Source organism: Jeongeupia naejangsanensis, assembly GCF_016865585.1.
Lineage (GTDB): Bacteria > Pseudomonadota > Gammaproteobacteria > Burkholderiales > Chitinibacteraceae > Jeongeupia > Jeongeupia naejangsanensis.
Genome location: NZ_JAESND010000005.1, coordinates 19,037 through 44,658 on the forward strand (window position 1 = coordinate 19,037; position 25,622 = coordinate 44,658).

Here is a 25,622-nt window from a genome sequence, read left to right on the forward strand (position 1 = left end):
AATTCGGGTTGGCGATCTGTTAAACCGCTGCAGCGCCGGCGCAGATTTCCGAAAGTTCTTTCGTAATCGCAGCTTGACGCGTCTTGTTGTACAGCAGTTGCAGATTGCCGATCACCTTGTCGGCGTTGTCGGTCGCGGCCTTCATCGCCACCATCCGGGCTGCATTCTCGGAGGCCATGTTTTCCGCTACGGCCTGGTAAACCAGCGCTTCGAGGTAACGGATCATCAGATCGTCGATGACGGTCTTGGCATCCGGCTCGTACAGGTATTCCCAGTTGTAGCCATGGTCCGGCTGGCCGATGGCTTCACCAGCCAGCGGCAGCAGCTGTTCGACAGTCGGCTCTTGCCTCATGGTGTTGACGAACTTGGTGTAGACGAGGCGAACCTCGTCCACTTCGCCCGCGACGTAAGCGTCGACCATGACCTTGATCGGTCCGATCAGCTGCTCGACGTGCGGCGTGTCGCCCAGACCCACAACGTGCGAAATCACTTTCGCGCCGTTGCGGTTCATGAAGCCGAAGCCCTTGTTGCCAATGGCGGTGACGGCGATTTCCACACCCTTCTGGTGCAATTCCTTCATCGCATTCAGCGTCAGGCGCAGTGCGTTGGTGTTCAGACCACCGCACAGGCCCTTATCCGACGTGACGACGATGAAACCAACCCGCTTGACGGTGTCGCGCGATTGAAGGAAAGGATGCGCGTAGTCCACCAGCGCAGCACTCAGGTGGGCCGTGACCTTGCGGATTTTTTCACCGTAAGGCCGGGCACCACGCATGCGCTCCTGCGCACGGCGCATCTTGGACGTCGCCACCATTTCCATGGCGCGGGTGATCTTCTGCGTGTTTTTGACGCTCTTGATCTTGGTCCGGATCTCTTTACCGCCTGCCATGATTCGATTCCTCTTTAATCAGTTTCGAATCAGTAGGCGTTGCCGGACTTGAAGCTTGCCGCAGCCTTGAGGATGGTCGCCTCGTCGTCTTCGGAAAGGTTGCCCTTCTCTTCGACGCGAGCCAGTGCCTCGGCAGCGTTGGCCTTCAGGTACGACAGGAAAGCCGCTTCGAAAGCGAGCGCACGTTCGACCTTGACGTCGTCGTACACACCCTTGTTGATCAGGAGCAGCGTGACGCCGAGCTCGGCCACCTTGAGCGGGCTGTACTGCGCCTGCTTCATCAGTTCGGTCACGAGCTTGCCGCGTTCGAGCTGCTTGCGGGTGGCTTCGTCCAGATCCGAAGCGAACTGCGCGAACGCAGCCAGTTCACGGTACTGGGCCAGCGCCAGACGCACACCGCCGCCGAGCTTCTTGATGACCTTGGTCTGCGCAGCACCGCCGACGCGCGACACCGAGATACCGGCGTTCATCGCAGGACGGATACCGGCGTTGAACAGGTCGGTTTCCAGGAAGATCTGGCCGTCGGTGATCGAGATCACGTTGGTCGGAACGAAGGCCGACACGTCACCGGCTTGCGTTTCGATGATCGGCAGCGCGGTCAGCGAACCGGTCTTGCCCTTCACGGCGCCGTTGGTGAGCTTCTCGACTTCGTCGGCGTTGATCCGTGCGGCACGTTCCAGCAGACGCGAGTGGAGATAGAACACGTCGCCCGGATAGGCTTCGCGGCCCGGCGGACGGCGCAGCAGCAGCGAGATCTGACGGTAGGCAACGGCCTGCTTGGACAGGTCGTCGTACACGATCAGCGCATCTTCGCCGAGGTCGCGGAAGTACTCACCCATCGTGCAACCGGAATAAGCGGCGATGTACTGCAGCGCAGCCGATTCGGACGCCGCAGCGGCAACGATGATGGTGTGGGCGAGGGCGCCGTGCTCTTCGAGCTTGCGCACCACGTTGGCGATCGACGAAGCCTTCTGGCCAATGGCGACATAGATACATGTCACGCCAGTGCCCTTCTGGTTGATGATCGCGTCCAGCGCAACGGCGGTCTTGCCGGTCTGGCGGTCACCAATGATCAGCTCGCGCTGGCCACGACCGATCGGCACCATGGTGTCGATGGCCTTCAGGCCGGTCTGCAGCGGCTGGTCGACCGATTGACGCGCGATGACGCCCGGCGCGATCTTTTCGATCGGGCTGGTCAGGTTGGTACCCAGCGGGCCCTTGCCGTCGATCGGCTGGCCGAGCGAGTTCACCACGCGGCCGATCAGTTCGCGACCGACCGGCACTTCGAGGATGCGGCCGGTGCACTTGACTTCGTCGCCTTCGCAGATGTGGGTGTATTCACCCAGCACCACGGCGCCGACCGAGTCACGCTCGAGGTTGAGCGCCAGGCCAAAGGTATTACCCGGGAATTCCAGCATTTCGCCCTGCATCACCTCGGAGAGGCCGTGCACGCGAACGATACCGTCGGTGACCGAAACAACCGTACCAGTGGTACGGGCTTCAGCGCCTTCGGACAAATTCTGGATCCGGGCTTTAATCAGTTCACTGATTTCAGACGGATTGAGTTGCATTAAAAATCTCCTAGCTCTTCAGGCTCGTCGCGAGGGCAGAAAGCTTGCCGGCCACGGACGCATCAATCACCACATCGCCGACCGTCACTTTGACGCCGCCGATCAAGTCGGGATTGACGCTGACCTGTGCAGCCACCTTGCGTTGCAGATGGTTTGCCAGCGCGGTCTTGAGCTCGGCCACTTGCGCATCTTCGAGCGGGAAAGCCGACACGATGTCAGCCTCGACCTCACCTTCTTCGGCAGCCTTGTAGGTTTCGAACAAAGCCGAAATCTGCGGCAGCGCGGTGAAGCGGCGGTTTTCCAGTACGACGGCAACGAAGTTGTTCACCTCATCGCTGACGTTCCCGCCCAAAAGCCCGGCGAGCAATTGCTGAACCTGAGCAGCGGAATACTTGGGATTGGCCACAACGTTATCGGCGAGCGGGTCCTGAGCGATCAGGGACAGCGTACCGAGCACGTCCGACCACTGACCCAGCGTACCGGCGTCTTTCGCAAGGCGAAACACGGCTTCGGCGTAGGGTCGAGCGACGGTGATGAGTTCTGCCATGGCTGTCTTACAGTTCCGCTTTGAGAGTATTCAACAGCGCGGCGTGCTTGGTTGCATCGATCTCGGACCTGAGAATCTTCTGCGCACCGGCGACGGCGAGGTCTGCAACCTGCTGACGCAACACTTCCTTGGCTTGTTGAACCTGCTGTTCGATATCGGACTGCGCACCCTTGATCAGGCGCTCGCCTTCCAGCTTGGCCACATCCTTCGCTTCGTCGACGAGTTGCGCTGCGCGCTTCTCGGCTTGGGCGATGATTTCAGTGGCTTGCTGTTTGGCTTCGCGCAGCTTGTCGGCCGACGACTTCTCGGCATTCGCCAAGTCTTGCTTGGCGCGGTCTGCTGCGGCCAAGCCATCGGCGATACGCGTCGCGCGCTCGTCCATCATCCGGGTCAGCGGAGGCCATACGAACTTCATCGTGAACAGGATCAGGATCGCAAAAGTGATCATCTGACCCAGCAGGGACATATTGATATCCACGCTGAACGTCCTCCAGTTAAAGGTTGAAGCGGGGGCTTAGAAAATTACTGAGCCGCTGCCAGAACCGCACCGAGGAACGGGTTGTTGAAGGTGTAGAGCATGGCAACACCAACACCGATCATCGAGATCGCGTCGAGCAGACCGGCGATGATGAACAGTTTGGTTTGCAGAACCGGGATCATTTCCGGCTGACGAGCCGACGATTCCAGGAACTTGCCGCCGAGGATAGCGAAGCCCAGAGCGGTACCGATAGCGGCCAGACCGATGATGATCGCAGCAGCGATCACGGTGAAGCTTTGTACGGAAGCGATTTCAGCAACAGCCATTTTGTATAACTCCAAGAAGGATGGTTGAGGTTGGGATGAGAAAAACACGTGCCGGTCGGGATGGCCCGCCCGGCCCGATTCTTTAGTGATCCTCGACAGCGAGGCTCAGGTAAACGATGGTCAGCATCATGAACACGAAGGCTTGCAGCGTGACCACGAGGATGTGGAAGATCGCCCACGGTGCGCCCAGGACCCACTGGATCCAGAACGGCAGCAGCGCGATCAGCATGAAGATCAGTTCGCCGGCGTACATGTTGCCGAACAGACGCAGGGCCAGCGAAATCGGCTTGGCGATCAGTTCGACCATCTGCAGCAGGAAGTTGGCCGGTGCCAGCAGGATGGTGCCGACCGGACCCGAAGCGTGGAACGGTGCGGTGAACAGTTCCTTGATGTAGCCGCCGAGGCCCTTGGCCTTGATCGAGAAGCCGATGATCAGCAGCATCACCGCGATCGACATTGCGAAGGTCTGGTTGACGTCGGCAGTCGGCACGGCGCGCAGGTAGTTGATGCCGAACAGGTGGTTGGCAAGCCACGGCAGCAGGTCAACCGGCAGGAAGTCCATTGCGTTCATCAGGAACACCCAGCAGAAGATCGTCAGCGACAGCGGGCCGATGACCTTGCTCTTGGCGTGGAAGGCATCCTTGATCTGCGAGTCGACCATTTCGACGATCAGCTCGACGAAGTTCTGCAGCTTGCCCGGCACACCGCTGGTGGCGCGGCGTGCGACGAAGGCGAACACGCCGACGAACACGAAGCCGAGGAACAGGCCGATCCAGAAGGTATCCAGATGGAAACCGCTGGCAGTCTGGTTGAAGGTCAGGTGATGCTGGATGTACTCGGTGGCGTTCGCCGGAGCGTGGTGTTCTGCAGCCATGGTTATTTTTTGCCGTTAAATTGAATCAAAAGCCCGAACCAGTAGGCACTCGTAGCGGCGATGTATCCGATGAACAACCACATCCAAGCTACCTGCCGGTAAAAAACGAATACTGCGGCAAAGGCGACGAAGGTCAGCGCCATCTTGGCGCCCTCGGCTGCGTAATGCAGCCGGATCAGCGCTGCCGGCGGACCATACGCCAACTGGTACGCGACACGCGCATACAGCAGCGAACCCGCCAAGGCGATCGCACCACCCAGGCCACTTGCAATTCCCGCACTGCGCCCCGATAACAGAAAGGACAGCAGCATCACGACCAGCGTGATCCCCACCTTGAGGCAGATCACGCCCTTGATTTGTGCTTGCGCGACCATATCTACCGCCCGCAAAGCCCCGCGATTATACGGAGCCGTGTTGATACGCGTCAATTTTCACACATTGACGAGCTGAAATTCCTTGCAGGCCATACGTAATACGCTACATATGGTTGCGTGTAGTTAACTACATGTTCTGCCTACATCCGCAGCCCGACCTTGATCCAGCTCAGGCTTGCGGCGCACTGCATTGGTGCAACGGTCAGAACCGCTGCAGCAAGCGATCCAGCTCGTCGAGACTGGTGTAGGCAATACTGATCCGCCCTGCCCCCTTCTTGCCCTGGCGAATCGACACCTTGGCGCCAAGCTTGCCGGCAATCTCTTCTTCCAGTCGCGTCACGTCCGGATCCGGACGCTGCTGCGGCTTTTCCCGCACGCCCTCCATCAGACGCTTCACCAAGGCTTCGGTTTCGCGAACCGACAGCCCCTTGAGCGCGACGGTCTGCGCCGCATCGAGCTGGGTCAGCACTTCCAGCGGCAACAGCGCGCGGGCGTGACCCATATCGATCGCGCCATCGAGCAAAAGTTTCTGCACCGGCTCGGCCAATTGCAGCAGCCGCAGCAGATTGCTCACCGTGGCGCGCGATTTGCCGACCGCCTCGGCCGCCGCCTCGTGCGTCATGCCGAATTCGTCGATCAGCCGCGCCAGGCCCTGCGCCTCTTCAAGCGGATTCAGGTCTTCGCGCTGGATGTTTTCGATCAGCGCCATCGCGGCGGCGGCGTCGTCGCCGACCTCGCGCACCAGTGCGCTGATTTCGGACAGACCCGCCAGCCGGCACGCACGCCAGCGGCGCTCGCCGGCAATGATTTCGTAACGCGGCTCGGCCAGCGCATCGCCGTCGACCGGACGCACCAGCACCGGCTGCATCAGCCCTTGGGCACGGATCGAGTCGGCCAGTTCCCGCAGGGCGTCGTCATCGATGATTTTGCGCGGCTGGTAGCGGCCCGGCTGCAGGCTGTCGATCGGCAACGTCGCCAGCGTTTCGCTGGCGCCCGCGTCACCCATCAGCGCGTCGAGGCCGCGACCGAGGCCCTTGAATTTTTTACTGACCATTGCGTCCCGTCGGCAGGAATGGCGCCCTAGAGGGCAGGCGCCGGATCGAGGGCATTATGCCGCGCGAGCAATTCCTCGGCCAATTGCAAATATGCCTGTGCGCCCTTCGACGACTTGTCGTAGGCGAGGATGGGCCGGCCGTAGCTCGGCGCCTCGGCCAGCCGGATATTGCGCGGAATCACCGTGTGATACAGCTTGCTGGTGAAATGCTTCACCAGCTGGTCGGACACCTGTTGCGCCAGCGTCGAGCGCGGGTCGTACATCGTCCGCAACAGCCCTTCGATCTCGATCTTGCGGTTCAGCTGCTGCTTGATGCGCCTGAGTGTGCTGACCAGATCGGAGAGACCCTCGAGCGCGTAATACTCGCACTGCATCGGGATCATCACCGAATCGCAGGCGACCATGCCGTTCAGCGTCAGCAGATTCAGCGCCGGCGGACAGTCGAGAATGACAAAATCGTACTCGCCGGCCACCTCGGCCAGCGCCGTCTTCAGCCGCGACTCGCGGTGCTCGGCATCGACGAGTTCGACCTCGGCACCCGCCAGTTCACGGTTGGCCGGCAGCACGTCGAAACGGCCTGATTCCGAATGCGCGATCGTGTCGCGGATCGTCGATTCGCCGATCAGCAGCGTGTAGATCGTGTGCTTGAGCTTGGCCTTGTCGATGCCGGCGCCCATCGTCGCGTTCGCCTGCGGGTCGAGATCGACCAGCAGGACGCGCTTCTCCAGATGGGCAAGGCTCGCGGCCAGATTGACCGACGTCGTCGTCTTGCCGACGCCGCCCTTCTGGTTCGCAATCGCCAGAACCTTCATGCGGAATGCCTCATACGAAATCAGCCCTCGTTCAGCACAAGGTGGATCAGGTGGCGCTCGGCATCGATGCCGGGCACGTTCAGGGTATCGACGGCCACGCTCTTCACGTCGGCCGGTAACAGCGCGATTTCTTCATGCGGGTACACACCCTTGAGCGCGGCCCATTCGCCACTTGGCGCCAGCAAGTGGCGCGTCAGCTTGACGAACTCGGCCAGATCCGAGAATGCGCGGCTGGTGATCACGTCGAACGGCGCCTCGGGGCGGAACGATTCGACACGTTCGGTGACGACGGTGACGTTGGCGAGCTTCAGGTCGACGATGGCCTGACGCAGGAAGGTCGTTTTCTTGTGGTTCGAATCGAGCAGGAACAGCTGCCAGTCCGGCCGGGCGATCGCCAGCGGAATCCCCGGCGTGCCGAAACCCGAACCGACGTCGAGGATGCGCGCGCCTGTCGCAGCCTTGAAATGCGGCAACGGTGCGAGCGAATCGAGCAGGTGGTGCGGCACCATCCGTTCGGGCTCGCGGATCGCGGTCAGACTGTAGGTCTTGTTCCACTTTTCCAGCAGGCCGACATAGCCGAGCAGCAGATCCTGCTGGGCCTGGTCGAGCGTCAGGCCAAGCTGCTTCAGGCCGGCCGACAGCGTATCGGCAAGGGTTTGCGCTTCAATCATCATGGTCTCAGGCGGCTTTGCTCGCGCCAGCGAGCTTCTTCAGGTGCACGAGCAGCAGCGCGATCGCTGCCGGAGTAATACCGGAAATCCGCCCGGCCTGGCCGAGCGTTTCGGGACGGTGTTGGGTCAGCTTCTGCTGCACTTCCTTCGACAGCCCGGAGACCGTGGCGTAGTCGAGGTCGGCCGGTAGCTTCACGTCGTCGAGGGTATCGCGTTTGGCGACTTCGTGCTGTTGCCGTTCGATATAGCCCTGATACTTGACCTGGATTTCGACCTGTTCGGCGACGAGCGGATCGGTGATCACGCCACCGTCTTTCGGCTGCGCGCATTCAAGGCTCATCAGGCTGGCAAAGCTGACTTCGGGCCGGCGCAGCAGGTCGGCCAGGTTGTATTCGCGCTCGATCGCCTTGCCGAGTACACGCTCTGCCTCGGCCGCTTCGAGAATGCGCGGATTGACCCAGGTCGACCGCAGCCGCTGCAGCTCGGCCTCGACGGCATCACGCTTGGCGCAGAACAGCGCCCACTGTTCGTCACCGACCAGCCCCAGCTTGCGGCCGTGCTCGGTCAGGCGCAGGTCGGCGTTGTCCTCACGCAGCTGCAGCCGGAATTCGGCGCGGCTGGTGAACATCCGATACGGCTCGGTCACACCGAGCGTGGTCAGATCGTCGACCAGCACGCCCAGATAGGCCTCGTCGCGACCCGGCGTCCACGGCGCTTCGTCGCAGGCGTACAGCGCCGCGTTCAATCCGGCGAACAGCCCTTGTGCCGCCGCCTCTTCGTAGCCGGTGGTGCCGTTGATCTGGCCGGCGAAGAACAACCCGGCGATCGCCTTGGTTTCGAACGACTGCTTCAGCGCACGCGGGTCGAAGTAGTCGTACTCGATCGCGTAGCCGGGACGCAGGATGCGGGCGTTTTCCAGCCCGACCATCGACTGCAGCGCGGCGATCTGGATGTCGAACGGCAGGCTGGTCGAAAACCCGCCCGGATAATACTCGTGCGTATCAAGGCCTTCCGGCTCGAGGAAGACCTGATGGCTGTCCTTGTCGGCAAAGCGGTTGATCTTGTCCTCGACCGACGGGCAGTAGCGCGGACCGACGCCTTCGATCTTGCCGGTGAACATCGGGCTGCGGTCGAAGCCGCTGCGCAGGATGTCGTGGGTCTTCAGATTGGTGTGGGCGATCCAGCACGGCAGCTGTTGCGGATGCATGGCCAGATTGCCGCGGCTCGAGAACACCGGCTCGGGCGTGTCGCCGGGCTGGATTTCGAGCTTCGAGAAATCGATGGTCCGGCCGTCGATGCGCGGCGGTGTGCCGGTCTTGAGCCGGCCGACCGGCAGCTGCAGTTCGCGCAGCTTGTGCGACAGCGTGATCGACGCCGGATCGCCGGCACGGCCGCCGACGTGGTTTTCCAGCCCGACGTGGATCTTGCCGCCGAGGAAGGTGCCGGCGGTCAGTACCACCGCGCTGGCTTCGAAGCGGATGCCGATCTGCGTCACCGCGCCGGTGACCCGGTCGCCATCGAGCAGCAGGTCGCTGACTTCCTGCTGGAACAGGTCGAGGTTGGGCTGGTTTTCCAGCGTATGGCGGATGGCCGCCTTGTAGCGGACGCGGTCGGCCTGCGCGCGGGTCGCGCGTACCGCCGGACCCTTGCTGGCGTTCAGCGTCTTGAACTGGATGCCGCTCATGTCGGTCGCCAGCGCCATCGCGCCGCCGAGCGCGTCGACTTCCTTGACGAGGTGGCCCTTGCCGATGCCGCCGATCGACGGGTTGCAGCTCATCTGGCCCAGCGTCTCGATATTGTGCGTCAGCAGCAGCGTCTTGCGCCCCATGCGCGCGCTGGCGAGCGCGGCTTCGGTGCCGGCGTGGCCGCCGCCGACGACGATGACGTCGTAACGGGTGGGATAAAGCATGGGGAGACTCGCTGACGGGGGTACGGGGGCAATATTCTACGCGAGAACAGTCACTTAGGGCAGGCCCGCCCGGCAGACCCGTCATGCAGCCTCAAAAACCGGCCGGACAACGCCTCAGCCCGATAAGAAAGAAAAAAGAAAGAATATAAGTAAGTATTTATACAGAAAACCACAACAAATCAGGGTTTTGATTTATCATCGCCGCCAGAATACCCGGCTAGCATAACAACACGCCGTTTTTGTAATGAAAATACTTACAAACCGCATTCACTCCCTGCTCGACCCGCTCGGCAACCGCGGCCTGCTCTGGGTCTGGGTCGGGCTGTGCTCGCTCGGCGGCGTGCTGGTCGCCGCCAATGTCGACGCCCGCGCGCAGCTGTGGCTGGCGGTGGCGATCGTCGTGCTCCTGCTCGGCCTGCGGCGCCTGGGTCATCCGGAACGCTACCGGGCATTCTTCCTTTTTCTCGCCGCCTTCCTGACGCTGCGCTACGTGTACTGGCGCACGACCAACACGCTGGTGCTCGACGGCGTGCTCGACACGACGATGGCGCTGCTGCTGTACGTCGCCGAGCTGTACGGCATCGTCGTCGCGCTGCTGGGCATCTTCGTCAACATCCGACCGCTGAAGCGCAAGCCGGTTCCGCTGCCCGACGATCCGGCGCTGCTGCCGACCGTCGACGTCTACATCCCGACCTACAACGAATCGCCCGAACTGCTCGAAGTGACGATCCGTGCCGCGATGAACATCCGCTACCCGGCGGCCAAGCTCAGGGTCTACCTGCTCGACGACGGCGGCACCGTGCAGAAGCGCGATCAGGCCGACGAAGCCAAGGCGCTCGACGCGATCGCCCGCCACAAGTGGCTGCGCAAGCTGTGCCAGCGCCACGGCGCGCACTACATTTCCCGCGCGCGCAACGAGCACGCCAAGGCCGGCAACATCAATGCCGCACTGAAGGAGTCGCACGGCGAGCTGATCGTCATCCTCGACGCCGACCACGTCCCCACGGTGGATTTCCTCGAGCAGACGGTCGGCTTCTTCCTGCGCGACGAGAAGCTCTTCCTCGTTCAGACCCCGCACTTCTTCATCAACCCGGACCCGATCGAGAAGAACCTGCGCATCTTCGGCCGCATCCCGTCCGAGAACGAGATGTTCTACTCGGTGATCCAGCACGGGCTGGATTTCTGGAACTCGGCGTTCTTCTGCGGTTCGGCGGCGGTCTTGCGGCGGCGCTACCTCGAGGAAGTCGGCGGCATCGCCGGCACCTCGATCACCGAGGACGCCGAAACCGCGCTCGATCTGCACGCGCGCGGCTACAAGAGCGTCTATCTCGGCACGCCGCTGATTTCGGGGCTGCAGCCCGAGACCTTCACCGGTTTCATCACCCAGCGGGTGCGCTGGGCGCAGGGCATGGTGCAGATCTTCCTGCTGAAAAACCCGCTGCGCGTGCCGGGGCTGAAGCTGTGGCAGCGGCTGTGCTACTTCTCCAGTTCCTTCTTCTGGTTCTTCGGCTACGCGCGGCTGATGTTCCTGCTGGCGCCGCTCGCCTTCCTGCTGTTCGGGCTGCACATCTACAACGCCACGCTCGACGACTTCCTTGCCTACGCGCTGCCGCACGTGATCGGCGTGATGCTGGTGTCGGACTACCTGTTCGGCAAGGTGCGCTGGGCCTTCGTGTCAGAGCTGTACGAGCTGCTGCAGTCGATGTTCTCGCTGCCGGCGATCTTCAAGGTGTTCCGCAATCCGCGCGCGCCGACCTTCCAGGTCACCCCGAAGGGCGAGCACCTCGACGAGGATTTCATCTCGCAGCTGTCGATGCCGTTCTACCTCGTCTACCTCGCCGTGGTCGTCGGCATGGGCGTCGGCATCTGGCGCTTCATCCACGACCCGCTCGAACGCGATATCGTGCTGGTGACGCTGGCGTGGAACACGCTGAACCTGCTGCTGCTGAACGCGGCGATCGGCGCGCTGTTCGAACGGCGCCAGCGCCGCGCCAACCCGCGCATGCCGGCCGACCTCGACGCCGAACTGATCCTGTTCGGCAGCGGCGCCCACCTGCCCTGCCGGGTCGACGACCTGTCGGCCAGCGGCGCCCGGCTGCTGGTCCCGAGCGCGCTGCTGCCGGCCGGTTTTGGCGACCAGCAAGCGGACAGCGACCGCGCGGTGATCGCGATCTACAACCCGGCGCTGAAGCGCTACACGCACCTGTCGGCCCGGATCCACAATGCGCGACCGCTCGACGACCGGCTGCACACGCTGGGCATCGAATTCGCGGATGTCGCGGTCGCGCAGGTCGCCGAGGTCGTCGCTCTGGTCCACGGCGACAGCCAGCGCTGGCAGGACTACCGCCGGCAGCGCGCCCGCAAGATCGGCATTTTCGCCAGTCTGGGGCTGCTGGCGCAGCTCGGCGTGCGCTACGCGTTCTCGCATTACATTTCGATTTTGCAAACCGTCGGCACCACGCTGTGGCGCCGGCTTTGCCCGGTCGGCGGCGCCATCCGCCGGCGGGGTCAACGGATCTGGCAGTGGGCATGGGCAGGATGATGAAAACAACCCGAACGATCTGGCTGTGGCTGGCACTACTGGTGGCCTGTAGCGGCGCTTTCGCCAACACCGGCCGGCAGGGCCGCGACGTGCCGCTGGCCGAGCTCAGCGGCGACCCGCAGCCCTTGCGGCTCAACGGTGCCGCCGGCCAGCAGACGCTGGCATTGCCGCTCGGCGCGCGCGAAACGGTCAAGAGCGCAACCTTGCATCTGGTCGCGACCAACTCGACCGCGCTGCTCGGCGAGCGCTCGCAACTCGTCGTCCAGCTCAACGACCGGGTGATCGCGCAGCTGCCACTGTCGCCGAAACAGCCCGAAATCGTCGCCGACATCCGCCTGCCGCTGGCGCAGCTCAAGCCCGGCTACAACCGGCTGACCTTCGCCGCCGCGCAGCATTACACGCTGCAGTGCGAAGACCCGTCGGCGCCCGAGCTGTGGAGCGAGATCGACGTCCAGCAGTCGACATTGCGGATCGACACCGAACTGCAGGCGCAGGCACCGACGCTCGACCGGCTCGACGCCGTGTTCGATCCGGCGCAGTGGCACGACCGCCGGCTGACCGTCGTCACCGCGGCGCAGCCCGGTGCCAACGAACTCGGCTGGGGCGCGCAGCTGACGCAGGGCTCCGCACTCCGCCTGCGTTACCAGCCGCTCGCCGTGCAGCACCGCGCGGTTGCGGCCGGGCACGGCGAAGGCCCGGTTCCGGGGCTGGACCCGGCAGTCCTCGGCAACGGCGACGCGATGCTGGTCGGCACGCTGGCGCAGCTGAAACCCTACCTGGACCCCGCGCTCGCTGCGAAGGTGAAGTCGGGCTTCCTCGGCGTCTATCCGCTGCCGGGCGACGCGCGCCGGGTGCTGCTGATCGCGACCGGTCGCGACGCCGCCGAAGTCGGCAAGGCCGTCGCCGCCTTCGCCGGCCAGCATCTGCCGCGTCAGGCCGAACTGGCGGTCACTGGCCTCGCGCTGCCGAAGCTCGCGCCGTACGCCGGCCTGCTGGCCGCGCCGGGCAGCTACACGCTGCGCGAACTGGGCTTCCGCACCCGCAACGTCAAGGGCATGTCGCCCGAAGCCATCGAAACCACGCTGCGCCTGCCACCGGACCTGTACAGCCCGGAAAACAGCACCGTCGGCATCGCGCTCAACTACGCCGTCGGCGCCAAGCTGCGCGCCGATTCGGTACTGAACGTGCTGGTCAACGGCCAGTTCGTCCAGGTGATTCCGCTCGATCAGGACAAGGGCGGCCTCGTCGAGCGCTACAAGCTGGAAATCCCGCTGCGCGCCTTCCGCCCCGGCGACAACACGATCGCCTTCCAGCCGCGGATGACGCCGCTGGTCACCGGCAGCTGCCAGCTCTACCAGACCGAAAACCTGCAGCTGACGGTTTTCGACGACAGTACGCTGACCTTGCCGAAGGTGTCGCACTTCGCCCGCCTGCCCGACCTGAACCGGCTGGCCGCCACCGCCTTCCCGTACGCGGTGCAGGCCGACGGTGCCGACCTCGGCGTGCAGGTCACCGAGCGCAGCAGCGACAGCATCGCCGCGGCATGGACGCTGCTCGGCAAACTGGCGCAGAAGCACGGCCTGCCGCTGTCTGCCGCCGCCATCGGCTTCGACGCGCCACCGGCCGACCGCCACCTGCTGGTCGTCGGCAGCCGGCCACCGGCTGCGCTGCTCGAAGGCGCGCCGTGGCAGCCGGGCCGGCCGATGCAGTTCACCCAGCCGGTCGTCGACACCGCACAGGGCGCGGGCTGGTGGAGCCGGCAGTGGGTACGGCTCAGCGGCGGCCGCACCGCCGAGGCGGCAACCATCGCCAACACCGAGGTCAGGGCCGATGCGACGCTGGCCGGCCAGCTGCTGGCGATGCAGTACCGTTCGCCGCTCGACGGCGATCGCACCGTGACGGTCTTCGTCGCCGGCAGCCCGGCCGACCTCGCCCGCGGCAGCGCCGAACTGATCGAACCGGCCAACTGGGACCGGCTCGGCGACGATGTCAGCCTGCTGCGCATCGGCGAGACCGGCATCGTCAGCCAGCGCGTCGGCGCGCAGTACGACGCCGGCAGCATCGGCGTCACCGGGCGGATCGGCTATGCGTTCTCGCAGCACCCGCTGGTGTGGCTGGCACTGACGCTGACGCTCGTCGGCCTGCTTGCGCTGGTGACCGTCAAGCTGCTGCGCCGCTTCTACCTGCGCCACCACACCGGCGTCGAGGAAGAACAGTGATCCGCCGCTGGCTGCTCGCACTGGCCCTGCTGCTGCCCGTCGCCGGCCATGCCGGTGACGCGCGCTGGGACGATTTCGTCAGCCGTTTCGTCGCCGCCGACGGCCGGGTGATCGATACCGGCAACGGCGGCATCAGCCACAGCGAGGGCCAGGGCTACACGCTGCTGCTGGCGGTGGCCCAGAACGACCGTGCCACCTTCGGGCGCGTCTGGGCATGGACGCGCAGCCGGCTGCAGACGCGCGGCGACGCGCTGTTTTCATGGCAGTGGAAGCCCGACGCCGACGGCGGCAAGATCGGCGACCGCAACAACGCCAGCGACGGCGACCTGCTGATCGCCTGGGCGCTGCTGCGCGGCGCGCAACGCTGGCAGCAGCCGGCCTACCGCGCCGAGGCACTGAAAATCCTCGCCGACGTGCGCGGCAAACTGATCAAGCCGTCGCGCTTCGGCCCGCTGCTGATGCCGGCCGAAAAAGGCTTCGACAAGCCTGCCGGCCCCATCGTCAATCCGTCGTACTGGCTGTTCCCGGCCTTTGCCGAATTCGCCCGCGCCGACCGTGCGCCGGTGTGGGCCGAACTGCGCCAGAGCGGGCTGGCGCTGCTCGCCGCCGGCCGCTTCGGCCAGTGGCAGCTGCCGCCGGACTGGCTGCAGGTCGGCGACACGCTCGCCCCGGCGATGTCGCACCAGTACGGCTACAACGCGCTGCGCGTACCGTTGTATCTGGCGTGGGCCGGGCTCGACACGCCCGAGCGTATCGCCCCCTTCCTCGCCTACTGGGACACCAATCCCGAACGGCTGCCGGCGTGGACCGATCTGGCCACCAACGCCATCGACCCGGACAGCGCCCAGCCCGGCCTGTACACCATCGTCGCGCTGGTCCGGCAGCGGCAGGCGGGCGGCACGGTACGCTTCGGCGACGGCGACAACCGCGATTACTATCCGGCAGTGCTCGACCTGCTGAGCCGGCAGGCGGCGCGCGAGGCACGGCGATGAACGCCGGAATGCGGATCACACTGGCGCTGCTGGCGCTGTCGGCCGCCGCCAGCCACGCCGAAACGCCGCAGCAGGGTCGCGACTATTACGCGATCCAGCTGCTGTCGTCGCCCCGGCCCGAAGCGCTGCAGGCGGCGCAGGCCACGCTCGGCCATCTGCCGCATGTCCGCGTCGAACGCCGTGGCGAGTTCTATGTGCTGCGCGCCGGCTTCTGGTCCGACCCGGCCGACGCCGGTCGCGCACTGGCCGGACTGCGTTCGCGCTATCCGCAGGCCTTCGTCCGCATTGCCGTGTACCGGCCCGATGCGGTGGCGTCCGCCCAGTCGCAGTCGCGGTCGCAGTCGCAGTCGCAGTCGCAGTCGCAGTCGCAGTCGCAGTCGCAGTCGCAGTCGCAGTCGCAGTCGCAGTCGCAGTCGCAGTCGGGCAGCAGCATGGCGCAGGCCAATGTGTTGCGGCAGCGGCAGGCGCCGCAGGACGCCGGCGTCCGCCAGCGCGGCAATGCCGCCGAGATCGCGTACGCCGAACAGGCCGCACTGCGCAAACCGCTACAGCCCGGCCCCGTGGCCCCACCCGTGGCGACGACGCCGCCGGCCGCCGTCAAGGTACCGCGCACCGCGGTAGCCCCGGTCGACGAGCGCCCGTTGTGGGCATTGCTGCATGCCGGCCGGCTGGCCGAGTACGACGCCCGCCTGCGCCGGACGCCGGACTGGCAACCGACTCCCGCCTTGCGCGACGAACGCCAGCGGCGCGGCGACGAACTCGCACTGCAGGCCGCGCTGAATGATCCCGATACTGCCCGGCTGCTGGCGCTTGTCGCCACCCGGCCGTCACTGGCCGGCTGCGGACGCATCGACGTGCTGTGGCGCATCGCCGACACCTACGCAGCACAGGGCGAACCGGAGCGCGCATGGGCACTGTACCGGCCGCTTTTCCCCAGCTGTCAGCCGGCGCATGTCCGCATCACCAGCCTGCAGAAGGCCGAGACGCTGTTCACGCCGGCACAGGTCGAGACGCTGGTCGGGATCGAGGCCCGCGACGGCCGCCGCGACGCCGACAGCGAGCAGGCGTTCCGGACCCTGCGTTACCAGCGTCAGCTGGCGGCCTGGGCCGACAGTGGGCAGCCGCTGCCGGCACCGCTGGCCGACGCGATCCGCCAGCGCGCTGATGCGAACGGTGCGGTGCTCGCCGGCTGGGCGGCATTCAATGCGGGAGACGATGCGGTGGCACAGGACTGGTTCGGGCTGGCGATCGATTCCGGCGATGCCCGCGGCGAGCCGCGCTACGGTCTGGCGCTGGTCGCACAGCGGCAGGGTCGCAGCGACGCGGTCGAGGCACTGCTGGCTGACCCGGCGCTCGCCGCCGACCCGCGCAGCGACGGCCTGCGCGGCCAGCTGGCGTTCGAGCGTGCCGGCGTGGCCAACGCCGAACGGCGCTTCACCGACAGCCAGACCGAGCTGGCCCGCGCCCGCGCCTTCGGCATTCCGGACGAACAGAGCGCGACACTGGCCGCGTGGAACCTGTACGGCCTTGGCGATCTCGCCGGCGCGGCAGCGGCATTCGAAACGCTGTACCGCCGCGACCGCGATGCTGCCAGTGCCGAAGGGCTGGCGCTGAGCCTGCCGCCGGGAGAATTGCGCGCCAGGGCCCGCGAGCTTGGCGGGCCGCTGCGCGAAATCGACGGCACCATGGCTACCCGGCGCGTGCAGGGGCGCTGACGTCCGCCTGCGGGCCCGCCTTGGAATTGATGGTGTGGAGGCGCGTTTCGCCTCCCTGCATCAACCGCCGGAGGTCAGTGCCGCGCAGCGCGCTGCTTCGACCGCCGCGCCGACGATGCCGGCGTTGTTCTGCAGTGTGGCCGGTACGACTTCATAGCGCAGGCCGCTCAGGTCGGGAATGAACTTCTCGTGCTTGCGGCTGATGCCGCCGCCGATGATCACCAGATCCGGTGACAGCAGCAGGTCCAGATGCTGCAGGTAGGCGTTGAGCCGCGGCGTGTAGTCCTTCCACTTCAGCTCAAGGTCTTCCTTGGCCTTGGCCGAGCAGTACTTTTCGGCGATGGCGTCCTTCGGGAAGATCAGGTGGCCGAACTCGGTGTTGCGGATCAGCCGGCCGTCGACGATCAGCGCCGAGCCGATGCCGGTGCCGAGGGTAATGACGACGACCTTGCCGCCGCGACCGTGCGCAGCACCGAACTGCGCTTCGGCCAGACCCGCGGCATCGGCATCGTTGACCAGCGTCAGCGGCAGGCCGGTCGCGTCGGCGAGGATGCGCTCGGCCGGGGCATTGAGCCAGGTCCGGTCGACATTGGCCGCCGACAGCGTCACGCCGTTGTGGACGATGGCCGGGAAGGTACAGCCGATCGGGCCGGTCCAGCCGAAATGTTCGACCAGTTCGCGCACGACCTTGCCGACGGCTTCGGGCGTGGACGGTTGCGGCGTGTCGATCTTGTGGCGCTCGGCCAGCAGTTCGCCCGTCAGGACGTTGACCGGCGCACCCTTGATGCCGGTACCGCCGATATCGATACCCAGCACCGTTCCCGCTACCGTTGCCATGCGCTCCATGCCTTCGTCCTCGTCTGTCGATCGCGCGAAGATCGCCGCCGGGCGCCGCAATGTCAAGCCGGGGTTTTCATCCTGCTGCGCTGGATCAATTCGGACCGCGCAGTTCGGCCAGCCGCTTCTTGTCGGCGTCGGCGCGGCGCTTTACCGCATCGATATCGGCCAGCTTGGCCTTGGAGTCGGTGTCGAGGTCCGCCAGCTCCTTCTGGCTGATCGCGATATCGGTATCGAGATCGGCCGGCACGACCTTTTTCGCCTTGAGCAGCCGTTGCTGCTGCTGCTGCTGGCGTGCCAGACGCTGTTCGACGTTCTGGCGGCGCAGCTTGTTGGTCTGCAGGCCGCCCTGCAGCGCCTCGACCTGCCGGTCACGCAGCAGGTCGATCTCCTCGGGCTTCGAGAACGACTGCAGCAGCGCCTTGTCGCGGCGCTGCGCGTCCTTGCGCTGCTGCGCCTCCATCTGCTGGCGCGCGCGCTCGTCGTCGCTCATCGCCTTCTCGGGCGCGCGCTTGACCATGCCGCGCTTGTCGAGCTCGGACACGCCGCTTTTGGGCGCATTGGCTGGCGGCTTGTCGCTGAACTGCACGTTGCCGCTCTCGTCGATCCAGCGGTACAACGGCGCCGCCTGAGCCGACAGCGCCACCAGCATCAATCCCAGAACCACCCCACGCATCACTCACCCTCTTGTCGTTATGCGCGCCCCGGCCGCCTGCATGTTCGCAGATCCTTATGCAATGCCGTACTGGGCGCGGTAGTCGCGGACACGGGCCAGTTTGTCGGCCATGTCTTCACCGTTTTCCAGATAACCCACCAGATCGTTCAGCGTCGCAATCGGGATCACCGGAATGCCGAACTGCTGTTCCACTTCCTGCACCGCCGACAACGCACCGGTACCGCGTTCCATCCGGTCCAGCGCGATCAGCACGCCAGCCGGCTCTGCACCCTGGGCGCGGATCAGGTTCACCGATTCGCGCACGCTGGTGCCAGCGGAAATCACATCGTCAATAATCAGCACCCGGCCCTTCAGCGGCGCGCCGACCAGCACGCCACCTTCGCCGTGGTCCTTGGCTTCCTTGCGGTTGAACGCGAACGGCACGTTGTGACCGGCCTCGGCCAGCTTGACCGCCGTCGCCGCCGCCAGCACGATGCCCTTGTAGGCCGGCCCGAACAGCACGTCGAATTCGACCTTCGAAGCCAGCGTGGCCTGCGCGTAGCAGCGCGCCAGTTCGCCCACCGATGCACCATCGCTGAACAGCCCCGCGTTGAAGAAGTACGGCGAGGTGCGCCCGGCTTTGGTGATAAACTCGCCAAACAAAAGCACGTTCTGTGCCACGGCGAACTCGATGAATTCCCGGCGGAAATCGGACATGGCTTTACTCCTGATTCAGATGTTAATACGGCCACATATTGTTCAGCCACTTGTAAGTAAAAAGCTGACCATTTTCGGTGCCGTGTGACGAAAAACAGCATATCACGCGGGTCAAGCCGGCCTGCGCGTCCAGCCCAAGGAGCAGCAATGCGTATCGTCAGCGCCAACCTCAACGGCATCCGTTCTGCCACCACCAAGGGCTTTCTCGACTGGCTGAGCCGCGAATCGGACGCCGACGTCGTCGCGCTGCAGGAACTGAAGGCGCAGGCGGCCGACCTCTCCGACGCAATGCGCGCGCCCGACGGCTATCTGGGCTTCTTTCATTACGCCGAAAAGAAAGGTTACAGCGGCGTCGGCCTGTATTGCCGCCGCCAGCCGGACGAGGTGATCGAAGGCCTGGGCATCGCCGAGTTCGACGCCGAGGGCCGCTATCTTGAAGCGCGCTGGGGCAATCTGTCGGTGATCTCGCTCTACCTGCCGTCCGGCTCCAGCTCGGAAGAACGCCAGCAGGTGAAGTTCGATTTCATGGCCAAATTCTGGCCGCATCTGGCGCAACTGGCCGCCTCCGGCCGCGACGTCGTCGTGCTCGGCGACTGGAACATCGCCCACAACGAGATCGACCTGAAGAACTGGAAGGGCAACCTGAAGAACTCGGGCTTCCTGCCCGAGGAACGGAAGTGGATCGGCGAAGTCTTCAGCAAACTGAAGCTCGTCGACGTCTGGCGCACGCTCTACCCGGATGTCGCCGGCTACACGTGGTGGAGCAACCGCGGCCAGGCCTACGCCAAGGATGTCGGCTGGCGCATCGACTACCACGTCGCCACACCGGCACTGGCGGCGACCGCGAAATCCGGTTTCGTCTACAAGGACGTCAAGTTCTCGGACCACGCACCGCTCGTCATCGATTACGACTACCCGTTCTGAATTTGCAGCGGCAAGACGGCGAATGGAAATCGGACCGATATGATGAATGTCGTACTGGGGAACGAATACGACGAGTTGCTTGTTTTGCAACTCGAAAATGAAGTGCGTGCGCTGGGCGGTTCGATCGATAAATCCGATTGGACCTTAGGTGGGTCACAAGAAGTGATCCGCTACAAAATCACAATCCCCTGCGGACACCTTGAAGCAGTTTTCGAGACCTATGTAGGCCTTTCCCTCCACGGCAGCGAACACTTGGTAATGGCTCTCGCAAAGCGCATAGTGCCAAATCACCCGCTCCAGTCATCTGCTTCGAGCGACGACTGACCCCACAAGAAAAGCCCTCGAACTCATCCCTGCACCATGCCCTTCCGCGACTACTTTGCAGTCTTTACCAACCGCCGCATCGCCGCAGCGATGTTCATCGGCTTCGCGTCGGGGCTGCCGCTGGCGCTGACCGGCTCGACCCTGCAGGCGGTGCTCTCGGACGCCGGGCTCGACGTCAAGACCATCGGCTGGTTCACCCTCGTCGGCCAGCCGTACACGTGGAAATTCCTCTGGTCGCCGCTGCTCGACCGCTTTCCGATCCCGCCGGGCCGGCGTCGTGGCTGGATGATGCTGATGCAGCTCTTGCTCGCGGCAGTGATCGCGACGATGGGCGGGCTGAATCCGGCCGAGCACCTGATGACCTATGCGGTGCTGGCGCTCTTGGTGGCGTTCTTCTCGGCGACGCAGGACATTGCGATCGATGCCTACCGCACCGAACTGGTCCACCACGAGGAGCGCGGCGCGGCGGCGGCCGTCGGCGTGTTCGGCTACCGGATGGCGATGCTGACCAGCGGCGCCGGCGCGCTGATCCTGGCCGATACCGTGTTCAACTGGCAGCAGACCTACTGGCTGATGGCGGCGATTGTCGCGCTGCTGGCGGTGTTCACCTTCTTCTCGCCCGAGCCGCAGACCGACGCGCGCCCGCCGAAGTCGCTGCAGGAAGCCGTGGTCGAGCCGTGGAAGGAATTCTTCTCGCGCCGTGGCGCCTGGCTGCTGCTGGCGCTGGTGATTGCCTACAAACTGTCCGACGCGTTCGCCGGTTCGCTGTCGACCAAATTCCTGCTCGACATGGGTTACAGCAAGGCGATCATCGGCGAGGCCAACAAGGTGTTCGGGCTGATCGCGACCATCGTCGGCGGTTTTCTCGGCGCCGCGTGGATGGTCAGGCTCGGCCTGTACCGCTCGCTGCTGGTTTTCGGCGTGCTGCAGGCGCTGACCAACGCCGGCCACTGGTTCATCGCCCAGGCCGGCGCGCCCGACCACACGCTGCTGTTCGCCGCAATCGCCTTCGAGAACCTCGCCGGCGGCATGGGCACGACGGCGGCAGTCGCGCTGCTGATGAGCCTGTGCAATCCGCGCTTCACCGCGACGCAGTACGCGCTGCTGTCGGCGCTGGCTGCATTCGGTCGCGTCTACGTCGGCCCGGCGGCCGGCTATCTGGTCGCGCAGCTGGGCTGGGCCGATTTCTTCGTGTTCTCGGTCGCCGCCGGCGTGCCGGGCGTACTGCTTGTCTGGGCGATGCGCGCGCGCATCCGCGAACTCGACGTCAACTGATCCACGGCCGCACCCATGACTTACCAGCACCGCCTTGCCACCCGCGCCGACCTCGAGCAGATCGTCGCCATCTACAACAGCACCGTACCGTCGCGCATCGTCACCGCCGATACCGAGCCGGTCAGCGTCGCCAGCCGCGAGGCATGGTTCGCCGAACACACGGCGGATTTCCGGCCGCTGTGGGTCGTCGAGGTCGACGGCCGGATCGCCGGCTGGCTCAGCTACTCGTCGTTCTACGGCCGCCCGGCGTACAACCGCACCTGCGAGCTGAGCATCTACATCGATGACGCGTATCGCGGCCGCGGCCTAGGGACCTACCTGCTCGAAGCGGCGATTGCGCACGCACCGGCGATCGGCGTCGACACGCTGCTCGGCTTCATCTTTGGCCACAACGCGCCGAGCCTGGCGCTGTTCGAGCGCTTCGGCTTTGCCACCTGGGGTCATCTGCCCGGCGTGGCGGTGCTCGACGGCATCGAGCGCGATCTGATCATCGTCGGCCGCCGGCTCGCCGCCTGATCCGGCTCAGACGCGCTTCAGCCGCGCCGGCACGAAGCCGGTGACCAGCGCGGTGCCGGCCAGCACCAGCAATGCGCCGGCGAACGCGCCCGGCCCCAGCCGCTCGCCGAGGAACAGTGCGCCCCACAGCACGCCGAAGACCGGAATCAAAAAGGTCACCGTCAGCGCCTGCGCGGCGCCGATCGTCGCGATCAGCCGGAAATACATCAGGTAGGCAGCGCCATCCACAACACCGCGCCCCACATGCTGCCGTGCGCGGCTTCGAAGGCGGTCAGGCCCTGCGCATAACGTTTGCTGTAGTGGCTGGCGATCGCGTAACTGAGTGTCGCCATCAGGCAGGCGGCCACCGCCGGCAACGCCGCGACATCGAAACGTCCGCCGCCGACCAGTACGGCCACGCCGACGATCCCGAGCATCAGCCCGGCAACAACGCTGGCACCGGGACGCTGGCCCAGCCAGAGCCAGCCGATCAGCACGCCCCAGATCGGTGCCGTCGCGTTGAGGATGGCCATCATCGACGCCGGCAGGCTCAGCGCGGCAAAGCCGTAGCACAGGAAGGGCAACCCCGTGTTGAACAGCCCGAGCACCAGATAGTGCCGTGCATTCGGCCGCTGCAAGGCCCGCCGCGTACCGGCCGCCACCGCCAGCAGGAACAACGACGCCACCAGCACGCGCAGCCCGATCAGCCACACCGGGCCGAGCACCGGCGCCGCAACGCGCATGAACAGGAAGGACGCGCCCCACAGCGCGGCCAGCAGCAACATCAGCAAGACGGGGGGCATGGATGCTCCGGAAGTCGACGGCCACCGCAACAGACGCGTGGCTGCCGACAGCATCCACCATCGCCCGCCGCCCTGCCATCCGTTTCTTGCGGCCGGCGGCAATCACGACGACGATGCAGAAAGCGCCGACGACTTTTCACGTCGCCGTTGCACCCGAAAACACCGGCCCGGGGCGTACGGCGCGGGCCACAACGCGCTAGACTCCGCCCTCGCGCAGCACCCACCGGAAAACCGCCATGCCTTTTGCCCGCCTCGGCCTCTCGCCCGCCCTCGTCCACGCCGTCCGCGAGCACGGCTTCACCGCGCCGACGCCGATCCAGGCCGCCGCGATTCCGGTGATCCTGCAGGGCCGCGACGTACGGGCGCAGGCGCAGACCGGCTCGGGCAAGACCGCCGCATTCGCGCTGCCGCTGCTGCAAGCAGTGCGCCCGGCCGAGAAGCCGCGCCGGCTGCGCGCGCTGGTGCTGGTGCCGACACGCGAACTGGCGGCACAGGTCGGCGAGGTGCTGCGCGATGTCTGCGAGCACATCGCCGAACCGCCCAAGGTCGTCGTCGCGGTCGGCGGCGTGTCGATCAACCCGCAGATGCTGCGGCTGCGCGGCGGTGCCGACATCGTCATTGCCACGCCGGGCCGGCTGCTCGATCTGGTCGACCACAACGCGCTGAAGCTGGCCGACGTCGCCACGCTGGTGCTCGACGAGGCCGACCGGCTGCTCGACCTCGGCTTTGTCGACGAGCTGGACCGCATCCTCGCGCTGCTGCCGCCGCAGCGACAGAACCTGTGCTTTTCAGCGACCTTCCCGCCGGCGGTGCAAAAACTGACCGACGCACTGCTGCGCGATCCGGCGCGGATCGAGATCGAAGCGGAGGCCGCCCGCGCCGCGCAGATCCACCAGCGCGCGATCGAGGTCGACCCCACCCGGCGCACGGCGCTGCTTCGCCAGCTGATTGCCGAAAACGGCTGGTCACAGGTGCTGGTGTTCGTCGCCAGCAAGAACGCCGCCGACAATCTGGCCGACAAGCTCTACCGCGCCGGCATCGATGCCGCACCGTTCCACGGCGAACTCAGCCAGGGCCGGCGCGAACAGGTGCTCGCCGACTTCAAGGCCGGGCGCTGGCAGGTGGTCGTCGCCACCGACGTCGCCGCGCGCGGCATCGACATCGACCGGCTGCCGGCGGTGGTGAACTACGACCTGCCGCGTTCGCCGACCGACTACGTGCACCGGATCGGCCGCACCGGCCGGGCCGGCGAATCCGGCGTTGCGATCAGCTTCGTCAGCGCCGCGACCGAAGCGCACTTCCGGCTGATCGAAAACCGCCAGCAGCTGCGCGTGCCGCGCGAGCGGATTGCCGGTTTCGAGCCGGTCGAGACCGCACCGGCGGCCGGCGTGACCGACCCTCAGGGGACCGGCGGCATCAAGGGCAAACGCAAGAGCAAGAAGGACAAGCTGCGCGAAGCCGCCGGCAAGACCGGCGACTGACACCTTCCGGAACCGTCATGCCGCACGCCGTCGCGTGCCTGCGGCGACGGGCGGTCGCAAGGGGAATTTCGGCTTGTGATCCGGCACCGGCGATGCTGCAATCGCTTCATGCCCTGCGGGCCACACACGAGAATGCCGCCATGAAGAAACTGATCGCCATCGCCCTGACCCTGCTGGCCAGCCAGGCCTTTGCCGGCGTGGTCAATCCGGACTGCACGCCGGAAAAGGCCGCCAAGAGTGCAGCCGCCAAGGCCACCGTCGGCATCGGCGGCCGTTGCGACGTCAAGCAAACCGTCGGTGATTCGGCCAGGAAAGCCGCCGGCGTCGAGGACAAGGGGCCGATCGAGAAGAAGCTCGACGACGGCAAGCCGCTGGGCAAGTAAAGCCAGCGGCTCGACGCCGCCGGCAAGCCGGTGGTCTCAGTCCGGTTCGTTCGGACAAAGACCGAACGGCACTCGCAACTGGGTGCCTTCCTTCTCGGTATACGTCGAATAGCCACAGGTGCCGACCTGCCGGGTCGCCACTTTCGGTGTCCACTTGGTCGCGTAGTGCTGCACCGTGGTGCTCACGTGGCCGATCGTATCCTTGGAACCGTTCCACCAGCTCTTGTCGGTAAAACCATAAGCCTCGGTCTGGAACCAGGTGCCACCGTTGCGGGTACCGAACAACAGGTTGCCCCAGCGGTTCGGAAACAGGATTTCGAACTGCTCGTCGTCGCTCTGGTGCGACGACGCCCCCTGGCGCGATCCGCCCCTGACGTCGCCGTTCTGCACCAGTGCCCGCCAGAAGGTGTAGAACATCTTCCGGTCGGCGACTTCGACGTGACCGCCCTTGAACACCAGCGAGCCGCCCTGCGTTTCATTCAGCGTGGCCAGTGCACCCAGCCGGTAGAGCTTGCGGATATCGTTGATGATGCAGCAGTACTTGCCGACGAAATGGTTCTGGTCGGTCAGCAACAGCTGGTAAATCGTACCGGCCGTGTGGGAACTGACCCAGACACTGCCGCCTCTTGCTTCTTCGGAATCCGCTGGGGCCAAGGGCATTGCATACCTCGCTCGTCAATTTGCATACATTGTAATGTTGATGCACGAACGACCTGCGCACTGCCAGCAGCATTGCGGCATTCGCGAAACACTTC

The 25,622-nt window shown here is 65.3% G+C and carries 27 protein-coding genes; 10 read left to right on the forward strand and 17 right to left on the reverse strand.

The annotated features are described in order from the left end of the window. Nucleotides 1-19: 19 nt before the first annotated feature. The 11 genes from atpG to mnmG form a co-directional block, all read right to left on the reverse strand. Complete coding sequence (atpG, locus tag JMJ54_RS11045; RefSeq protein WP_203538619.1) at nucleotides 20-889, reverse strand: F0F1 ATP synthase subunit gamma; 870 nt, start codon at nucleotides 887-889, stop codon at nucleotides 20-22. Between the two features lie 29 nt (nucleotides 890-918). Beyond that, nucleotides 919-2,460: a F0F1 ATP synthase subunit alpha gene (atpA, locus tag JMJ54_RS11050; RefSeq protein ID WP_203538620.1), complete on the reverse strand. Its 1,542-nt coding sequence runs from the start codon at nucleotides 2,458-2,460 to the stop codon at nucleotides 919-921. Nucleotides 2,461-2,470: 10 nt separating this feature from the next. Further along, the gene (locus JMJ54_RS11055; protein WP_203538621.1) at nucleotides 2,471-3,007 is read right to left on the reverse strand and encodes a F0F1 ATP synthase subunit delta; all 537 of its coding nucleotides are present in this window, start codon (nucleotides 3,005-3,007) and stop codon (nucleotides 2,471-2,473) included. 7 nt (nucleotides 3,008-3,014) lie between these two features. Beyond that, nucleotides 3,015-3,485 (reverse strand): F0F1 ATP synthase subunit B, encoded by a 471-nt coding sequence (locus tag JMJ54_RS11060; RefSeq protein ID WP_203538622.1) that lies wholly within the window; start codon nucleotides 3,483-3,485, stop codon nucleotides 3,015-3,017. 44 nt (nucleotides 3,486-3,529) lie between these two features. After that, nucleotides 3,530-3,811, reverse strand: a complete 282-nt coding sequence (gene atpE, locus JMJ54_RS11065; protein WP_070529638.1) for a F0F1 ATP synthase subunit C — start codon at nucleotides 3,809-3,811, stop codon at nucleotides 3,530-3,532. 82 nt (nucleotides 3,812-3,893) lie between these two features. Then, nucleotides 3,894-4,685 (reverse strand): F0F1 ATP synthase subunit A, encoded by a 792-nt coding sequence (gene atpB, locus JMJ54_RS11070; protein WP_203538623.1) that lies wholly within the window; start codon nucleotides 4,683-4,685, stop codon nucleotides 3,894-3,896. A 2-nt stretch (nucleotides 4,686-4,687) separates the two neighbouring features. Then, a complete protein-coding gene (locus tag JMJ54_RS11075) occupies nucleotides 4,688-5,059 on the reverse strand; it encodes an ATP synthase subunit I (RefSeq protein WP_203538624.1) in 372 nt (123 codons plus the stop codon). A gap of 202 nt (nucleotides 5,060-5,261) precedes the next feature. Beyond that, a complete protein-coding gene (locus tag JMJ54_RS11080) occupies nucleotides 5,262-6,113 on the reverse strand; it encodes a ParB/RepB/Spo0J family partition protein (protein ID WP_203538625.1) in 852 nt (283 codons plus the stop codon). 26 nt (nucleotides 6,114-6,139) lie between these two features. Next, entirely contained in the window at nucleotides 6,140-6,925 is a 786-nt protein-coding gene (locus JMJ54_RS11085) for a ParA family protein (protein WP_203538626.1), read from the reverse strand. 20 nt (nucleotides 6,926-6,945) lie between these two features. Next, complete coding sequence (gene rsmG, locus JMJ54_RS11090) at nucleotides 6,946-7,596, reverse strand: 16S rRNA (guanine(527)-N(7))-methyltransferase RsmG (RefSeq protein WP_203538627.1); 651 nt, start codon at nucleotides 7,594-7,596, stop codon at nucleotides 6,946-6,948. A 7-nt stretch (nucleotides 7,597-7,603) separates the two neighbouring features. After that, on the reverse strand, nucleotides 7,604-9,505 hold the full coding sequence (mnmG, locus tag JMJ54_RS11095; RefSeq protein WP_203538628.1) for a tRNA uridine-5-carboxymethylaminomethyl(34) synthesis enzyme MnmG: 1,902 nt from the start codon (nucleotides 9,503-9,505) through the stop codon (nucleotides 7,604-7,606). Nucleotides 9,506-9,749: 244 nt separating this feature from the next. On the opposite strand from mnmG, the gene bcsA reads away from it, so the two are divergent. The 4 genes from bcsA to JMJ54_RS11115 are packed head-to-tail and all read left to right on the forward strand — an operon-like array spanning nucleotide 9,750 to nucleotide 16,973. After that, nucleotides 9,750-12,047, forward strand: a complete 2,298-nt coding sequence (gene bcsA / locus JMJ54_RS11100) for a UDP-forming cellulose synthase catalytic subunit (RefSeq protein WP_203538629.1) — start codon at nucleotides 9,750-9,752, stop codon at nucleotides 12,045-12,047. Continuing rightward, nucleotides 12,047-14,266, forward strand: a complete 2,220-nt coding sequence (locus tag JMJ54_RS11105) for a cellulose biosynthesis cyclic di-GMP-binding regulatory protein BcsB (protein ID WP_203538630.1) — start codon at nucleotides 12,047-12,049, stop codon at nucleotides 14,264-14,266. The genes bcsA and JMJ54_RS11105 overlap by 1 nt, the downstream gene beginning before the upstream one ends. Beyond that, entirely contained in the window at nucleotides 14,263-15,258 is a 996-nt protein-coding gene (locus JMJ54_RS11110; RefSeq protein ID WP_203538631.1) for a family 8 glycosyl hydrolase, read from the forward strand. The genes JMJ54_RS11105 and JMJ54_RS11110 overlap by 4 nt, the downstream gene beginning before the upstream one ends. Then, on the forward strand, nucleotides 15,255-16,973 hold the full coding sequence (locus tag JMJ54_RS11115) for an SPOR domain-containing protein (RefSeq protein ID WP_203538632.1): 1,719 nt from the start codon (nucleotides 15,255-15,257) through the stop codon (nucleotides 16,971-16,973). Before JMJ54_RS11110 ends, JMJ54_RS11115 begins: the two co-directional genes overlap by 4 nt. 60 nt (nucleotides 16,974-17,033) lie before the next feature. Here the strand turns inward: JMJ54_RS11115 and ppgK are convergent, their stop codons facing one another. The 3 genes from ppgK to pyrE form a co-directional block, all read right to left on the reverse strand. Continuing rightward, nucleotides 17,034-17,819, reverse strand: a complete 786-nt coding sequence (ppgK, locus tag JMJ54_RS11120; RefSeq protein WP_239000042.1) for a polyphosphate--glucose phosphotransferase — start codon at nucleotides 17,817-17,819, stop codon at nucleotides 17,034-17,036. 85 nt (nucleotides 17,820-17,904) lie between these two features. Next, nucleotides 17,905-18,486 carry a DUF4124 domain-containing protein gene (locus JMJ54_RS11125; protein WP_203538633.1) on the reverse strand — a complete coding sequence of 194 codons (582 nt, stop codon included), beginning with the start codon at nucleotides 18,484-18,486 and terminating at the stop codon, nucleotides 17,905-17,907. 54 nt (nucleotides 18,487-18,540) lie between these two features. Further along, a complete protein-coding gene (pyrE, locus tag JMJ54_RS11130; RefSeq protein ID WP_203538634.1) occupies nucleotides 18,541-19,182 on the reverse strand; it encodes an orotate phosphoribosyltransferase in 642 nt (213 codons plus the stop codon). Between the two features lie 147 nt (nucleotides 19,183-19,329). Here pyrE and JMJ54_RS11135 point away from each other — a divergent pair, with 147 nt between their 5' ends. From JMJ54_RS11135 to JMJ54_RS11150, 4 genes are read left to right on the forward strand one after another with little or no spacing between them, the layout of a single operon-like run. Further along, nucleotides 19,330-20,106 carry an exodeoxyribonuclease III gene (locus tag JMJ54_RS11135; RefSeq protein ID WP_203538635.1) on the forward strand — a complete coding sequence of 259 codons (777 nt, stop codon included), beginning with the start codon at nucleotides 19,330-19,332 and terminating at the stop codon, nucleotides 20,104-20,106. A 42-nt stretch (nucleotides 20,107-20,148) separates the two neighbouring features. Further along, on the forward strand, nucleotides 20,149-20,430 hold the full coding sequence (locus JMJ54_RS11140) for a hypothetical protein (protein ID WP_203538636.1): 282 nt from the start codon (nucleotides 20,149-20,151) through the stop codon (nucleotides 20,428-20,430). Nucleotides 20,431-20,466: 36 nt separating this feature from the next. After that, nucleotides 20,467-21,705 (forward strand): AmpG family muropeptide MFS transporter, encoded by a 1,239-nt coding sequence (locus JMJ54_RS11145; RefSeq protein ID WP_203538637.1) that lies wholly within the window; start codon nucleotides 20,467-20,469, stop codon nucleotides 21,703-21,705. Nucleotides 21,706-21,720: 15 nt separating this feature from the next. Then, nucleotides 21,721-22,221 carry a GNAT family N-acetyltransferase gene (locus JMJ54_RS11150; protein WP_203538638.1) on the forward strand — a complete coding sequence of 167 codons (501 nt, stop codon included), beginning with the start codon at nucleotides 21,721-21,723 and terminating at the stop codon, nucleotides 22,219-22,221. A gap of 6 nt (nucleotides 22,222-22,227) precedes the next feature. On the opposite strand, the gene JMJ54_RS11155 is transcribed toward JMJ54_RS11150, so the two are convergent. Further along, nucleotides 22,228-22,449, reverse strand: coding sequence for an EamA family transporter (locus tag JMJ54_RS11155; protein ID WP_203538639.1), 222 nt, complete (start codon nucleotides 22,447-22,449; stop codon nucleotides 22,228-22,230). Further along, nucleotides 22,428-23,003: a DMT family transporter gene (locus JMJ54_RS11160; RefSeq protein WP_203538640.1), complete on the reverse strand. Its 576-nt coding sequence runs from the start codon at nucleotides 23,001-23,003 to the stop codon at nucleotides 22,428-22,430. Before JMJ54_RS11160 ends, JMJ54_RS11155 begins: the two co-directional genes overlap by 22 nt. A 236-nt stretch (nucleotides 23,004-23,239) precedes the next feature. On the opposite strand from JMJ54_RS11160, the gene JMJ54_RS11165 reads away from it, so the two are divergent. Next, complete coding sequence (locus JMJ54_RS11165; protein ID WP_203538641.1) at nucleotides 23,240-24,484, forward strand: DEAD/DEAH box helicase; 1,245 nt, start codon at nucleotides 23,240-23,242, stop codon at nucleotides 24,482-24,484. 140 nt (nucleotides 24,485-24,624) lie between these two features. Beyond that, nucleotides 24,625-24,867, forward strand: a complete 243-nt coding sequence (locus JMJ54_RS11170) for a hypothetical protein (RefSeq protein ID WP_203538642.1) — start codon at nucleotides 24,625-24,627, stop codon at nucleotides 24,865-24,867. A 36-nt stretch (nucleotides 24,868-24,903) separates the two neighbouring features. On the opposite strand, the gene JMJ54_RS11175 is transcribed toward JMJ54_RS11170, so the two are convergent. After that, complete coding sequence (locus tag JMJ54_RS11175) at nucleotides 24,904-25,527, reverse strand: hypothetical protein (RefSeq protein WP_203538643.1); 624 nt, start codon at nucleotides 25,525-25,527, stop codon at nucleotides 24,904-24,906. Between the last annotated feature and the right edge of the window lie 95 nt (nucleotides 25,528-25,622).

Bases quoted from the DNA above. Each gene is read 5' to 3' on its own strand.
- JMJ54_RS11160 (WP_203538640.1), bottom strand. From the start codon at position 23,003: ATGCCCCCCGTCTTGCTGATGTTGCTGCTGGCCGCGCTGTGGGGCGCG.
- JMJ54_RS11105 (WP_203538630.1), top strand. From the start codon at position 12,047: ATGAAAACAACCCGAACGATCTGGCTGTGGCTGGCACTACTGGTGGCC.
- JMJ54_RS11115 (WP_203538632.1), top strand. From the start codon at position 15,255: ATGAACGCCGGAATGCGGATCACACTGGCGCTGCTGGCGCTGTCGGCC.
- pyrE (WP_203538634.1), bottom strand. From the start codon at position 19,182: ATGTCCGATTTCCGCCGGGAATTCATCGAGTTCGCCGTGGCACAGAAC.
- atpG (WP_203538619.1), bottom strand. From the start codon at position 889: ATGGCAGGCGGTAAAGAGATCCGGACCAAGATCAAGAGCGTCAAAAAC.
- JMJ54_RS11085 (WP_203538626.1), bottom strand. From the start codon at position 6,925: ATGAAGGTTCTGGCGATTGCGAACCAGAAGGGCGGCGTCGGCAAGACG.
- JMJ54_RS11125 (WP_203538633.1), bottom strand. From the start codon at position 18,486: ATGCGTGGGGTGGTTCTGGGATTGATGCTGGTGGCGCTGTCGGCTCAG.
- JMJ54_RS11135 (WP_203538635.1), top strand. From the start codon at position 19,330: ATGCGTATCGTCAGCGCCAACCTCAACGGCATCCGTTCTGCCACCACC.
- JMJ54_RS11150 (WP_203538638.1), top strand. From the start codon at position 21,721: ATGACTTACCAGCACCGCCTTGCCACCCGCGCCGACCTCGAGCAGATC.
- atpE (WP_070529638.1), bottom strand. From the start codon at position 3,811: ATGGCTGTTGCTGAAATCGCTTCCGTACAAAGCTTCACCGTGATCGCT.
- JMJ54_RS11075 (WP_203538624.1), bottom strand. From the start codon at position 5,059: ATGGTCGCGCAAGCACAAATCAAGGGCGTGATCTGCCTCAAGGTGGGG.
- JMJ54_RS11175 (WP_203538643.1), bottom strand. From the start codon at position 25,527: ATGCCCTTGGCCCCAGCGGATTCCGAAGAAGCAAGAGGCGGCAGTGTC.
- JMJ54_RS11080 (WP_203538625.1), bottom strand. From the start codon at position 6,113: ATGGTCAGTAAAAAATTCAAGGGCCTCGGTCGCGGCCTCGACGCGCTG.
- JMJ54_RS11165 (WP_203538641.1), top strand. From the start codon at position 23,240: ATGCCTTTTGCCCGCCTCGGCCTCTCGCCCGCCCTCGTCCACGCCGTC.
- ppgK (WP_239000042.1), bottom strand. From the start codon at position 17,819: ATGGAGCGCATGGCAACGGTAGCGGGAACGGTGCTGGGTATCGATATC.
- JMJ54_RS11055 (WP_203538621.1), bottom strand. From the start codon at position 3,007: ATGGCAGAACTCATCACCGTCGCTCGACCCTACGCCGAAGCCGTGTTT.
- atpB (WP_203538623.1), bottom strand. From the start codon at position 4,685: ATGGCTGCAGAACACCACGCTCCGGCGAACGCCACCGAGTACATCCAG.
- JMJ54_RS11170 (WP_203538642.1), top strand. From the start codon at position 24,625: ATGAAGAAACTGATCGCCATCGCCCTGACCCTGCTGGCCAGCCAGGCC.
- atpA (WP_203538620.1), bottom strand. From the start codon at position 2,460: ATGCAACTCAATCCGTCTGAAATCAGTGAACTGATTAAAGCCCGGATC.
- rsmG (WP_203538627.1), bottom strand. From the start codon at position 7,596: ATGATTGAAGCGCAAACCCTTGCCGATACGCTGTCGGCCGGCCTGAAG.
- mnmG (WP_203538628.1), bottom strand. From the start codon at position 9,505: ATGCTTTATCCCACCCGTTACGACGTCATCGTCGTCGGCGGCGGCCAC.
- JMJ54_RS11140 (WP_203538636.1), top strand. From the start codon at position 20,149: ATGAATGTCGTACTGGGGAACGAATACGACGAGTTGCTTGTTTTGCAA.
- JMJ54_RS11145 (WP_203538637.1), top strand. From the start codon at position 20,467: ATGCCCTTCCGCGACTACTTTGCAGTCTTTACCAACCGCCGCATCGCC.
- bcsA (WP_203538629.1), top strand. From the start codon at position 9,750: ATGAAAATACTTACAAACCGCATTCACTCCCTGCTCGACCCGCTCGGC.